The organism is Pseudoalteromonas prydzensis (genome assembly GCF_001661495.1).
Lineage (GTDB): Bacteria > Pseudomonadota > Gammaproteobacteria > Enterobacterales > Alteromonadaceae > Pseudoalteromonas > Pseudoalteromonas prydzensis.
On the sequence record NZ_BDDT01000004.1, the window covers coordinates 285,739 to 298,336 of the forward strand.

15 protein-coding genes are annotated in these 12,598 nt (G+C 40.1%); 7 read left to right on the forward strand and 8 right to left on the reverse strand.

What is annotated here, in order from left to right; all coding sequences use genetic code 11:
* Positions 1–42 precede the first annotated feature (42 nt).
* On the reverse strand, positions 43–1,263 hold the full coding sequence (locus A7968_RS10745) for an EAL and HDOD domain-containing protein (protein WP_064666570.1): 1,221 nt from the start codon (positions 1,261–1,263) through the stop codon (positions 43–45).
* A 388-nt stretch (positions 1,264–1,651) separates the two neighbouring features.
* Here A7968_RS10745 and putP point away from each other — a divergent pair, with 388 nt between their 5' ends.
* Positions 1,652–3,166 (forward strand): sodium/proline symporter PutP, encoded by a 1,515-nt coding sequence (putP, locus tag A7968_RS10750; RefSeq protein ID WP_064666571.1) that lies wholly within the window; start codon positions 1,652–1,654, stop codon positions 3,164–3,166.
* A gap of 57 nt (positions 3,167–3,223) precedes the next feature.
* On the opposite strand, the gene A7968_RS10755 is transcribed toward putP, so the two are convergent.
* A complete protein-coding gene (locus tag A7968_RS10755; protein WP_064666572.1) occupies positions 3,224–3,547 on the reverse strand; it encodes a YebG family protein in 324 nt (107 codons plus the stop codon).
* A gap of 263 nt (positions 3,548–3,810) precedes the next feature.
* Between A7968_RS10755 and A7968_RS10760 the strand changes: the two genes are divergently transcribed.
* Positions 3,811–4,110, forward strand: a complete 300-nt coding sequence (locus A7968_RS10760; RefSeq protein WP_064666573.1) for a ComEA family DNA-binding protein — start codon at positions 3,811–3,813, stop codon at positions 4,108–4,110.
* Between the two features lie 28 nt (positions 4,111–4,138).
* On the opposite strand, the gene A7968_RS10765 is transcribed toward A7968_RS10760, so the two are convergent.
* Positions 4,139–4,441, reverse strand: coding sequence for a DUF6170 family protein (locus A7968_RS10765; RefSeq protein ID WP_064666574.1), 303 nt, complete (start codon positions 4,439–4,441; stop codon positions 4,139–4,141).
* Entirely contained in the window at positions 4,441–4,953 is a 513-nt protein-coding gene (dsbB, locus tag A7968_RS10770; protein WP_064666575.1) for a disulfide bond formation protein DsbB, read from the reverse strand. Before dsbB ends, A7968_RS10765 begins: the two co-directional genes overlap by 1 nt.
* Before the next feature lie 223 nt (positions 4,954–5,176).
* Between dsbB and fadR the strand changes: the two genes are divergently transcribed.
* Both fadR and A7968_RS10780 read left to right on the forward strand, forming a co-directional pair.
* Complete coding sequence (gene fadR, locus A7968_RS10775) at positions 5,177–5,890, forward strand: fatty acid metabolism transcriptional regulator FadR (protein WP_064666576.1); 714 nt, start codon at positions 5,177–5,179, stop codon at positions 5,888–5,890.
* A gap of 233 nt (positions 5,891–6,123) precedes the next feature.
* A complete protein-coding gene (locus A7968_RS10780) occupies positions 6,124–6,729 on the forward strand; it encodes a peroxiredoxin (protein ID WP_064666577.1) in 606 nt (201 codons plus the stop codon).
* A 63-nt stretch (positions 6,730–6,792) separates the two neighbouring features.
* On the opposite strand, the gene A7968_RS10785 is transcribed toward A7968_RS10780, so the two are convergent.
* Together A7968_RS10785 and smpB are read right to left on the reverse strand one after the other, a co-directional pair.
* The gene (locus A7968_RS10785; protein ID WP_064666578.1) at positions 6,793–9,390 is read right to left on the reverse strand and encodes a TonB-dependent receptor; all 2,598 of its coding nucleotides are present in this window, start codon (positions 9,388–9,390) and stop codon (positions 6,793–6,795) included.
* Between the two features lie 188 nt (positions 9,391–9,578).
* Positions 9,579–10,058 carry an SsrA-binding protein SmpB gene (smpB, locus tag A7968_RS10790; RefSeq protein ID WP_064666579.1) on the reverse strand — a complete coding sequence of 160 codons (480 nt, stop codon included), beginning with the start codon at positions 10,056–10,058 and terminating at the stop codon, positions 9,579–9,581.
* 145 nt (positions 10,059–10,203) lie between these two features.
* On the opposite strand from smpB, the gene A7968_RS10795 reads away from it, so the two are divergent.
* Both A7968_RS10795 and A7968_RS10800 read left to right on the forward strand, forming a co-directional pair.
* Positions 10,204–10,644: a type II toxin-antitoxin system RatA family toxin gene (locus A7968_RS10795; protein WP_064666580.1), complete on the forward strand. Its 441-nt coding sequence runs from the start codon at positions 10,204–10,206 to the stop codon at positions 10,642–10,644.
* Positions 10,641–10,970 (forward strand): RnfH family protein, encoded by a 330-nt coding sequence (locus tag A7968_RS10800; RefSeq protein ID WP_064666581.1) that lies wholly within the window; start codon positions 10,641–10,643, stop codon positions 10,968–10,970. The genes A7968_RS10795 and A7968_RS10800 overlap by 4 nt, the downstream gene beginning before the upstream one ends.
* A gap of 65 nt (positions 10,971–11,035) precedes the next feature.
* On the opposite strand, the gene A7968_RS10805 is transcribed toward A7968_RS10800, so the two are convergent.
* Entirely contained in the window at positions 11,036–11,395 is a 360-nt protein-coding gene (locus tag A7968_RS10805; RefSeq protein WP_064666582.1) for an outer membrane protein assembly factor BamE, read from the reverse strand.
* Positions 11,396–11,514: 119 nt separating this feature from the next.
* Between A7968_RS10805 and A7968_RS10810 the strand changes: the two genes are divergently transcribed.
* Positions 11,515–11,835, forward strand: a complete 321-nt coding sequence (locus tag A7968_RS10810; protein WP_064666583.1) for a GIY-YIG nuclease family protein — start codon at positions 11,515–11,517, stop codon at positions 11,833–11,835.
* Here A7968_RS10810 and A7968_RS10815 read toward each other — a convergent pair.
* The gene (locus A7968_RS10815) at positions 11,825–12,553 is read right to left on the reverse strand and encodes a M28 family peptidase (protein ID WP_084448142.1); all 729 of its coding nucleotides are present in this window, start codon (positions 12,551–12,553) and stop codon (positions 11,825–11,827) included. The two genes, A7968_RS10810 and A7968_RS10815, sit on opposite strands and share 11 nt — an antisense overlap.
* Positions 12,554–12,598: the final 45 nt, after the last annotated feature.

The following is a 12,598-nucleotide window of genomic DNA, read 5'->3' on the forward strand; positions in this document are numbered from 1 at the left end:
CCAGCATCTAAGCTGGCATTTTTGTTATTTTAAAGCGGACTATTAACCCAGTACTTTCATTTGCTCATTCGCCCAATGAACGGCGTCATGGTAGGCTCCGGGCACTTTTTCAGCAGCTAAGCCTAACTCATCTTGAATTGCATTCGCGCCTTGCCAGTTAGCTTGCTCATACTGTTTTACTAAGCGTAGATATTGCGCCAGCAAACCTTCATCATCAACTAAGGCTAACTTGATATCATTTGATAATGGCAGTTTTTTCATGACACCAGCCATATCTTCATCAAGTATGGCATCCATTAATGACATCATCCCGGTCAGAAAAGCCATCCCAGTATCTTTGAGTTTATTATGGTTAATAGCCAGCAATTCAGTAAAACGTGCTCTGGTTAACGAAAGGCGAATTAACTCAGCCGGTTTATCACCAGCAACTTGAGCGGCAAATAATAACGATAAAAACTTTTTAATTTCCTCTGCACCTAACACAATAAGCGCTTGCTTGATGGTGCTGATCTCCGCTCTGCGTTTAAATGCTGCTGAATTACTGTATCGTAATAATTTATAAGAAAGATTTACATCTCGTTCAAATACTTCGGTAATTTTCTTTAAATTAACTTCAACAGCTGATGTCTCATACAGTAGCTCAGCTAAGGCAATTTCGGATGGTGGCAGGGTTTTGCTTTGCACCATTTCTGGTTTTGAAAAGAAAAACCCTTGAAAGTAAGCAAAACCTAGATCTAAAGCTAATTGGTATTTTTCATAGGTTTCTACTTTTTCAGCTAATAACTTTATATGCGGATAAGGCTTAACTTCCTCAATAATGGTATGGATAGTGTCCAGTTCGCAACTGAGAAAATCTATTTTTATAATATCAATAAAGGGATAAAAGTGACGCCACACAGGCTGATGAATATAATCATCCAATGCTAATGTGTAGCCTTTTTCTTTTAATTCTTTGACGATTGCTAATAAGCGTTTACCAGGTTGAATTGTTTCGAGTATTTCAACGACAATTTGGTCTTTACCCAGCAGTGTTGGGTAGCCTTTTTGCAATGTTTCCAGAGTAAAGTTGATATACGCTGGCTTGTTATCGGTGAGATCTTCTAAGCCAAAATTAAATTGACTGCCTTCAATCAATCGCGTGGTTGCTTCATCACCATCAATATCTGGGAATACATTATCAACGCCGTCACGAAAGAGTAACTCATAACCTACGAGTTGTTTGTTTCGGTCTAAAATTGGTTGGCGTGCAGCATAAAAATACATAAACAATGGATCCACATCAGTTAAACGAGTTCTTGGGCAATATAAGGTAAAACAACATAAATAGCATTAACTATATTTGTAATATAAATACTAAAGTATTGATTATTTGAGAAATCATTGATCTAATCCTAGGGTAATTAAGCATTAATTACCATATTCAAGTATGAAATTGTTTTCAACGCGTAAAAACAACTTTACCTCAAATAGTTGCGTGGTTACCTCAGTAATTGGAGTTATTCACCCTTGGCATGCTATAGTCAACTTCTAGGATGGTTTTTACACCAATAATGACTTTGTATCGTATTGATTTAATACTGGTTTGTGAGTCATTATTAGGATTAAAAGCCAGATTTTAACTTCAGAATTGGAGGCGAGTTTGGAAACTGGAATGATTATTTCTTTAGCTGCGTATTTTATCGTAATGCTAGGTATTGGTTTATATGCATATAAGCAATCTACCGCCGACGTATCTGGTTATATGCTGGGTGGAAGAAGTTTATCTCCAGCAGTTGCGGCGTTATCTGCCGGCGCATCGGACATGAGTGGTTGGCTACTGATGGGTTTACCAGGTGCAATGTATCTATTTGGTTTAAGTAAAGTGTGGATTGCTATTGGTTTGGTACTAGGTGCTTGGGCCAACTACTTTTTAGTCGCACCACGACTGCGTGTTTACACTGAAAAAGCAAACGATTCAATTACCATCCCTGATTATTTTGCTAACCGTTTTGCTGATAATAAAAATATATTACGGGTGATCTCGGCAATTGTAATTATTGTGTTCTTTACACTTTATACCTCATCGGGGGTTGTTGCCGGTGGGAAATTATTCGAAAACTCGTTCCAAATGAGTTATGAAACAGGGTTATACGTTACGACGGGAGTTGTTGTACTTTATACTTTGTTTGGTGGCTTTTTAGCGGTTAGTTTGACGGACTTTGTGCAAGGCTGCATTATGTTTATCTCCTTGCTAGCGGTCCCTATTGTAACATATACGATGTTAGATCAACCTGTTATGGATACATTGGCTAACGCACGTTATGATCTCTTATTGAGTTCGCCCAAAGAGAGTGAGATCCACGCACTTAATATGCTTGATTGGTTTGCCGGCGGCTCTACCATCGCGATTATTTCTGCGATGGCATGGGGCTTAGGTTATTTCGGACAACCGCATATTATCGTTCGTTTTATGTCAGTTCGATCTGTTAAAGATATGCCAACTATGCGTCGTATTGGTATGTCGTGGATGACACTTTCGGCAATTGGTGCAGTGCTAACTGGATTATTTGGTGCCGCATACATGATTGAAAACCAAATGCTGATTGATGATAAAGAAACAATCTTTTTAGTGTTATCTGAATTAGTATTCCATCCGTTAATTGCAGGCTTTTTACTTGCCGCTATTTTAGCTGCGATTATGAGTACTATTTCGTCGCAGCTATTAGTTTGCTCAAGCTCACTAACTGAAGACTTTTACAAAATCTATTTAAATCGCAGTGCCTCACAAACAGAATTGGTTTTAGTCGGTCGAATTAGTGTATTGCTAGTGGCATTATTTGCTATTTACTTAGCGTATGATCGCGATAGTTCGATTTTAGATTTGGTTAGTAATGCATGGGCTGGTTTTGGTGCTGCATTTGGGCCATTAGTATTATTAAGCTTATATTGGAAGCGCATGAATCTACAAGGTGCGATCAGCGGTATGGTTGTTGGTGCTGGTACTGTGTTGGTGTGGATATATGCGCCAATAACCATTAATGGTGAGACTCTTAGCAGTCTTATTTATGAAATTATACCGGGCTTTATTTTATCAAGTATTGCAATTGTAGTGGTGAGTTTATCAACACCACCTCCGAGTAAAGAGATCACGCAGTTATTTGATGAAGTTGAGGGCTCGTTGAGCTAATAGACCAACAAAAAAGGAGCTTTAATAAGCTCCTTTTTATTTGTTAACTTGTTGGTATTAGCTCGCGGCTTTGTCAGTGCTTGCTTTTATATCTGCAACGTTTTCTGCTGTTTTCTTCGTTTTAGCTGGTGCAGCTTTAGCAGGAGCAACATCTTTAGCGCCTTTAAGTACATTGATAAAGTCGTCTTTACTTTTAGCAATCTCAAGCGCAAGCGATTCAATTTGTTGTTCACTTAAAGGGACATCCACTTTCTCTAGCATTATCTCGAGTGACTCTGCTATATCAAGCATTTTGTCATACGCATCTGCTTCTTTTTTAGTAGTAAACGTCATACGCTCGACTCCGTTTCTTTCTACAACATATTTAACAACAACAGCCATGATTTCTCCTGCCAATTTGCTTGGTGAATAATACGTTCACCTTGATTGATTACTGTTTTTATGTACAGTAATAGTTTGTCGGCCTTTTTGCAAGTGAACATTTTTATTTTTTCACTATAGGTACATTGACAAATGGGGACAACTTTACTTTATTTAAATTGTCACACTTTTTCAGTATGGCTTTATTTGGATGTAGTCCAAAAGTGAGGACATTTAATTCAACTATTAACTGAGTCCACGTATGGATATCATGGAGGAGAAACATGAAGTTTTTAACTTTAATAGTATTACTATTTGGTCTTGCTATTTCATTGCCCAGCAATGCAGCTGTAAATAAAGTAGAGGCGACTGAAAGTGCCGGAAAACCTCAGCTAGTCAATGTTAATCAAGCAACCGTTGAGCAGCTGAGCCAGTTACCTGGCATTGGTAAATCAAAAGCACAAGCGATCATTGACTATCGTACTACGCAAGGTAAATTTAAATCCGTTGCTGATCTGGCGCAGGTGAAAGGCATTGGCGATAAGCTCGTCGCAAAACTAGAGGGAAAAGTTAAATTTAAATAAGTTATATTTTAATAAGTAACAGGGCGAATTATTCGCCCTGTGTAAACTCTGCAATTGCTTGCTGCAAATAACCTTTAGCAAACATGATCTCTACTGGCGTCGTCAGTAAGGGGTACGCCATACCGGTGATCAGTAATGCAGGTAACAGTAACCAACCTTCAATATATGCTAGTGATAAAAATACAGGGGTCAATAAAAGTAACTTTAAAATACGCAAACTGATTTTTTGCATTGGTGTTAAGCGACTTAAAGCTAAGGCAATAATTTGCTGACGTTGACGTATTTTAAATGGTTTTAATGACGTTACTTGGCTTGAAAAAAATGTCATCATCACAGTGACTTTTTAATGATTAAACGGCTTGCGACAACGCTTATTAGTACCAGTGTGAATGCGGCAAAAATTACTTCCATCCAAGCGGGCATACTTAATCCTGCAAACTGCCAATCAATATTGCCACAATCACCGGTGGCGGCGAAAAATTGCGGTATCCATTCATGTAACGGCACGGGAAAGTTTGGTTCAAACTCACAGCTAAAAGCAAAAGGATCAGTTGTGGTTTGCATCTCGATATGTTCGCGAGCAATCAAATAACCCCAAATACTAGCAACAGCCCAGCTCAATAAAGCAGTAACGCGGATCACCCTATTAGTGGGATTTATTGCGCCAATAATGCCTGCGAGCAGCAAACCTAGCATCGCAGTTCGTTGATAGATACACATAATGCATGGCTCTAAGCCCATTTGATATTGGAAAAATAAAGCAACCACTTCAAATGTAAATGCAGTTAATGCTAATAAAACCCAAGGTGTGCGTTGCTGCGCTAAATTTGCTAACCAATTCATAGTATTTCCAAATATTAATATCTCAATGAGATTATGACTTAGTCATTAAACTAGGCGCAAGGGTAAATATGCTTTGTGACGATAAAAGCTGCTGGCAGATATTTAACAGCCTGCTTAAATGATTTAATGAAGTGACTTTACTTGTTAGTTTTGCTTCATCTGGTACAATCAGTCGGTTAATGGTTTTTAAATGAAGTAATGTGATAACTCGAGTGGGAATTGAATGAGAATTTTTAAAGCGAAAAGTCCAGCTGGATTTGCAGAAGAGTATATTGTTGAATCAATTTGGAACGGCGATTTCCCTCCAGGTTCTATACTCCCTGCTGAGCGCGAGTTATCAGAATTAATAGGTGTTACACGCACTACACTACGTGAAGTATTACAACGTCTAGCGCGTGATGGCTGGCTGACTATTCAACATGGTAAGCCAACCCGAGTTAATAATTTTTGGGAAACATCAGGCTTAAATATTCTCGAAACATTAGCCCGTCTTGATGAAGACAAAATGCCAGAGCTTACCGACCAACTTCTATCTGCACGAACTAATATCAGTGCCATTTATACCCGTGCGGCAATTAAGTTAGCACCAGATCGTGTGATTGAAATCTTATCGCAAAGTGACGAGTTAGAAGACAGCGCACAGGCTTTTGCTGATTATGATTATAAAGTACACCATGAGTTAGCTGTGGCAGGCAATAACCGAATTTATGTGCTTATTCTGAATGGCTTTAAAGGCTTCTATTCGAAAATTGGTTGCCATTACTTCTCCGATCCGGGCACTCGTCAACTAGCACGTCAGTTTTATAAAGACTTAACTATACTTGCTGAAAAGCGTGAACATGATGGCGCTATTTCAATGATGCGTAAATATGGTCATCAAACCGGTGAAATTTGGCAAAAGATCCGTGGTGATATGCCTGAAAATATTATGGATTAGTCATTATCACTCGTTAATAGCCTGCTCATGCAGGCTTTTTTATTCCTTTTACGTAGTGTTCTGTATTTTCGATGGTAGACATCGGAAAATACGATTGTTCTTTTAAGTCATTACTCTCTAAAATATTTTGACAATTATGCATGCCAGCCCTTGGTATTTTGTTTTTAGATCCCATATTAAAGGCAAGCATTGCGTAAGCAATAAAAAGCAAACTCAAATATTTGGAGAATAAAATGGGTGTATTAGTAGGCCGCCAGGCACCAGACTTTACCGCTGCAGCAGTATTAGGTAACGGCGAGATCGTAGATAGCTACAATCTTCACGAAAAAATCAAAGGTAAAAAAGCAGTAATCTTCTTTTACCCACTAGATTTCACTTTCGTATGTCCTTCTGAACTAATTGCTTTTGACAAGCGTTATGAAGAATTCCAAAAGCGTGGCGTTGAAGTAATTGGTGTTTCAATCGATTCACAATTCTCACACAACGCATGGCGTAACACTGCTGTTGCAGACGGCGGCATCGGTGAAGTTAAATATGCACTAGTTGCAGATGTTAAACACGAAATCTGTAAAGCGTATGACGTTGAGCACCCAGAAGCGGGCGTTGCATTTCGTGGTTCATTCTTAATTGATGAAGAAGGTAATGTACGTCACCAAGTAGTAAATGACTTACCACTTGGTCGTAACATCGATGAAATGCTACGTATGGTTGACGCGCTAGCGTTCCACAGCGAGCACGGTGAAGTGTGTCCTGCTGGTTGGACTGAAGGTAAAAAAGGTATGGATGCAAGCCCAGCAGGCGTTGCTAAGTTCCTTTCTGAAAACGAAGGCGACCTATAATTTAGGCCCTAGTTTTTAAATAAGAAACCCGCCAACTGGCGGGTTTTTTGTTAGCGATAATAGTTAGAAAGAAAACGAAACTTTAGTATAAATATAACGCCCGCGGGGATTATGTACCGCCGATACATAGCCATATAAATCACTATCGCCATCACCGATCGCAAATGGTGGCTCTTCGTCAAATAAGTTATTTACACCAATCGAAATTTTGGTTGACTCGGTAATACGATAAGCGGTTTGCAAATCAACTAAAACTTGTGAATCAACCATTCTCGATGTGTTACTATCAAAATCCAGCGTGCCATCAAAATCAATATCAGGCGTATCTTCAAATTCACCGATATAACTGATATTTACATTAGTATTGAATTCGCCAAGCTCCCAATTGGTTGAAAACATCCAGCGGTGCTCAGGGTAGCCATATTCACCGGTATAATCGCGGCCGTCCTTTTCAAACTTGTCTTGGTATGCCCATTCTAAGTTGAACTTAAGTAAACCTAAATCATCCAATGAGTGGTTATAATTTGCAGAGAAATCAACGCCAGACACTTCTTGTGAAGAGACGTTCTCAAAGGTACTGTGAATTTTTTGGATCACCCCTAAGCTTTGTCCACCTTGTGGCGGCAGACGAACGCAGGCGGTACTATTTTGGTTGTTACATTCTGCATCATAAATTGGGCCAAAGGCTTGTTCATCAATTTTGTTATCTTGGGTAATACTCCATACATCAATGCTAAAGCCAAGTTCAGCCATTGGCGCCCAAATAAAACCAAGGTTCCATGATTCCGATTCTTCAGCTTGCAAATCAGGGTTACCAGCAAATTGGATGTTGTAATCAAGTACATCACAATCCTCTCCCGTTGCTGCACAGCGATAGCTATCGACAAAAAATTGACTTTCTTCTGAAGGGCCTAGGCCTATTTGTGCTAGTGACGGCGCTCTAAAACCTTGTGCCCATGAGCCGCGAACGGTAATTTCATCGCTAGGAGCCCAACGTAGTGCTACTTTAGGGTTGGTTGTGGTGCCAAAGTCACTGTAATCATCATAGCGACCTGCCAGTTGTAGTTCTAAGCTATCTGCAAGGGGAATTGAGAATTCAACGTATGCTGCATATTGGTCGCGTTCAGCGGCCGCAGAAACAGACTCAGTACCAAAAATTAGACCGCGCTGAAATTGATCATCCGGGATGTCACTAACATCTTCTTCACGATACTCAATACCCGCAGCCATCATCACAACACTGTCGCCAAAACTAAATGCTTCACCAGTAATATTGGCATCAAAGGAGGTCATATGAGATTCACCACGGCGAACTAAGCTGGTGGTTATACGGTCAATGACAGCAGGATCGTTATATGTGCCGCCAAATGGGTTGTAGTTGCCGGCATCTATTTCTTGCTGTAAAAAATCAGTTCTTACCCAGCCTTGAGTTCTATCACCAGTTTGCATTGATTTACTACGGCCTTTTTGTACCGCCGCTTCCCAGCTCCAATCGCTAATTTCACCACGTAGGCCTGCAACAAAACGCAGTGTATCAGATTCAATATCCCACTGACGGGCACCCGCATCCACAGTACGATAGCGGCCAATTTCGATGTCTTGACCAAATGGATTGTTAGGATGATTACCTGGAACAGTTAAACCGGCATCTTCATCTAGCGGGGTAGGTGCACCTGCGGCAATCGAGGTATTATGTTGTACGGCCATTTCCATAAAGGCAGTAATACCATTATCAAAGTTATATTCAAACTGGGAAATTGCACCCACTCGTTCAGAAGCAGGAGCAATATAGCCAAATGGCCCATAATCAAATAAACAGCTGCCGCTAGATGTGGCGCTTTCAGCAGGACAATCAGGATCTATAGTTTTTACGCCGTCAACGTAGAAATAACCCGGGAATCCGCGTGATGAACGGAAATCTTGGCCACCATTTGCTGTTTGATCAGCAGTACCTAAACGGCCCATTTCATCTGATGATAAAGAGGTGTTTTTAAAATAATCAACTATCACAGACGCACTGCTTTTTTCGTTTGATGTTCCCCATACAATGCTTGCCGAGGTTTCTTCGTAGTTAGGGCCATCGGTGCCGCCGTAGCCTAAATTAACCTCTAAACCATCGATATCCTTTTTTAAGATAATATTTACCACACCTGCAACGGCATCTGAGCCATAAATTGCCGATGCACCATCTTTAAGAATATCAATACGCTCAATAGCAGAGACTGGAATGCTGTTGATATCAACAAATGAATTAGTGATGCTCTCAGCGAATGCGCTGATAGCCACTCGACGACCATTAATTAACACCAGTGTTGCATCAGCGCCTAAACCGCGTAGCGATACTGCTGCAGAGCCGTTAGCGGTCGAATCCTGATTATTACCGCGAGTAGAAAAAGTACCATTACCGGCAACAGGCATTCTTTCCAGTAATTGTTGTAGGTTGTCATAGCCCATATTATCGATATCGGCACGACTAATTGATTGTACTGGGGAAGGACCTTCAATATCAGTACGTTTTATCCGAGAACCCGTCACTTCAATGCGTTCAACTTTTTTTGCTTCGTCAGCAGCTAATGATTGAGAAGTATAACCTGTCGTTGCAAGTGCCAGTGTTACACAAGCGATTAGCTTAGGTTTAAATGGGAGTATTCTGTTCTTCATCCTTAAATCCTTGTTGTCATGTTAATTTTATCTGGTTAAATCAACCAGTAATATCAATACCATGTAAATATTGTGTTAGCAAATTGTTTGGTTCGGTTGTGTACTAAAATCGATACAGTTACGAGAATTTAGGGAGGAAAATAAAAACGCCTAACTGAGTTAGGCGCTTTTGAGGTTGTTTGGGTATATTAAACTTTATGTTTCATTAACCGTTCTTTTTCGCGAGACCAGTCTTTGTTTTTGCCATCTTCACGTTTGTCATGCATTTTCTTACCTTTGCCTAAGTGAAACTCTAGTTTCACCCAGCATTTTTTCCAATACATGGCAGTGGCGATCAATGAATAGCCGTCGCGCTCAGTTGCACCAACTAAACGATCTAGCTCGCGTCTGCTTAATAATAACTTGCGATAACGTAATGGATCGCAAATAACATGGGTTGAAGCGCTATTGAGTGGCTGTATTTGACTGCCAAGCAAAAACGCTTCGCCATTTTTAAGGTGAATGTACGTTTCAGAGATGTTTACTTTACCAGCTCGGATGCTTTTTACTTCCCAGCCTTGCAGTTCAACACCAGCCTCAAACTTGTCGTGTAAAAAATACTCATGACGCGCCTTTTTATTGAGCGCGATAGTATTACTTGTCGATTTAGATGAATTTTTCTTAGCCATAGTGGCCCATATTATACGTAAAGCTCTGCTTTTTACATCGATTTTTTATTTTTGCCAATAAAAAGTGTCTGTAAATAAAGCGCCAGGAAAGTTTGGGGAAAAACGCAAAGCTTGCTAAAATTCGCCCACACAGTTGGGAGTGAGTATGCCACAAATAGAAAAAAGTGCGCTAGTAATGTATAGCAGCAAAGAAATGTTTGATTTAGTCAATGATGTGGATGCTTATCCTGAATTTTTACCACATTGCTCTGATGCGAAAATTATTGCTCAGCAAGATAATACTATGACCGCGAGTTTAGAAATCTCTAAAGCGGGTATAAAAAAGTGGTTTACCACTGAAAACACATTTGCAGACGAAAATACCGTGACATTACGTTTGGTGGATGGACCATTTAAAGCGTTGCAAGGGCGTTGGCATTTTCAGGTGCTGGATGATAACGCATGTAAAGTGCAGTTACAGCTTGAGTTTGAATTTTCTAGTAAGCTCATTGAGCTGGCGTTTGGCCGGGTGTTTAATGATGTCGCAAAAAACATGGTGAATGCATTTACTCAGCGAGCGAAACAAGTATATGGTCCACGATTATGATAAAAGTTGAAGTAGTATATGCCTTACCGACCACAGCAACCTGTTTACTGGTTGAAGTGCCTACAGGAACAACCGCTGAAGAGGCGGTGATCCAATCGGGTATTCTTGTAAAGTGCCCAGAGATTGATGGTTTAGCGCTTACATTAGGAATTTGGAATCGTACGTGTAAGCTGAGTCAAGTCGTTGAAGATGGTGATAGAATTGAAATTTATCGCCCTTTGATTGCCGATCCTAAAGATGCCAGACGTAAACGCGCAGAAAAAGCTAAAGATGAAGGTCGTGCAAATAAAATTACTGGTGGGAGACCACTGGATAAAGCAAAATAATTAATTTATACGAAAAAGGTTAGCCGCGGCTAACCTTTTCATTTTAATCATGTGTGTTTACGCGATTACTGTTCAAGCGGCGTGTTAAATTCGGCGGGTTGTTCGTAGTCACCACTAATTGACTGCAATTTTTCATTTTCAAAAACAATAGTTAGTGATTTGCGTTGTTCATTTTCACGGCCAAGATTGAAAGAATATAAATAGTGCCAGGTATTTTTATCGAAAGCGTCTTCCGCAACCGGTTTACCTAATACATAAAGCACTTGCTCTCGGCTCATGTTGACACGAAGTTTATCAACATCGCTTTGTTCTAAAAAGTTACCTTGTGGGATATTGATACGATAAACCCAACTAGAACAACCTGCTGTTGCACTTAATGTGAGAGCAACGATAAACCAAAGAGAAAAAGTTTTTAACGACTGCATTGTTTGTTTGGATCCTTATTTTTTATAAACTGCATGATACCGATTAGTCACCTAAGGTAAAACCCTTTTAAGCAAATGTTTGTGACTTAATTTTAACTATTGATGTTTGGAGCGTAATTTTGACCTCGCAGCCCGCTAAAAGTTTAACTAACTCTGAAAATAGTACGCAAATCAATATCTCTACTTGGTCGCTTTATATAGTACAAACACGTTTAGGTCACTGGTATACAGGAATAAGTACGGATGTTGAGAAACGTTTTACTGTGCACCAAGCAGGCAAGGGCGCTAAAAATTTAAAAGGCAAAGGGCCATTAACGCTAATTTATCAATGTGAAGTGGGTTCTCGAAGTGAGGCGACGAAACTTGAAATTAAAATTAAACAGTTAAGTAAAGTGCAAAAACGGGCGTTTGTTGCCACAGGACTGCCGCCTAAAACTTAGTCATATCAAGTTGAGCAATAAATTGTGTAATATAATTGACGGCCTCTATATATAGCTGCTGATCGATATTACTGAGTTGATCGGAGCTTTTATGGTGATGCGGATCTGATCCCATGCCAAAATAGATATACGCAATTCCTGCTTTAGCAAATGCGTAATGGTCGCTGGCACGACGCCAATCTATCTTTTCGCCTGTGTTTAGGCGATTCATAATATTTGACGAGCTGGTTACTTTAACTTTTATTGTATCGCTGGATATTGCAGCGAGTTGATGCTGTAACGCCTGGCGCTGCGCATTTGCAATAAAGGCATACAAGGTTTTTTTTGGGCGACTAACGGCTAACATATCTAAATTAATATTGAGCACGGTTATGGAGTCGTCAAGCTGTAATTGGCTAATAAAAAACTCCGCGCCATGTAAGCCATTTTCTTCAGCATCGGTGGCAACAAAGCTAAGTTGAAAGGGCAGTGGCGCCCCAGCAAATTGAGCGGCGATAAATAGTAGTGCACTGACGCCACTGGCATTGTCGTTAGCGCCGGCATACAAGTTATGGCCTTGCTTACCTAAATGATCGTAATGGGCTGTGAGTATCACATGTGCTTTAACCGGGTGCTTAGGCATTAAGGTCGCTACTACATTTTGTCCTGACATTTCAGTAAAAAAACCAGCGGTGTACTTAAATGGTTGTAACTGACTGTCATAGCCAAGTTGCTGCAAGCGTTGATTAATGAATTGAGCAGTTGCAATAGCATCATCTGTATT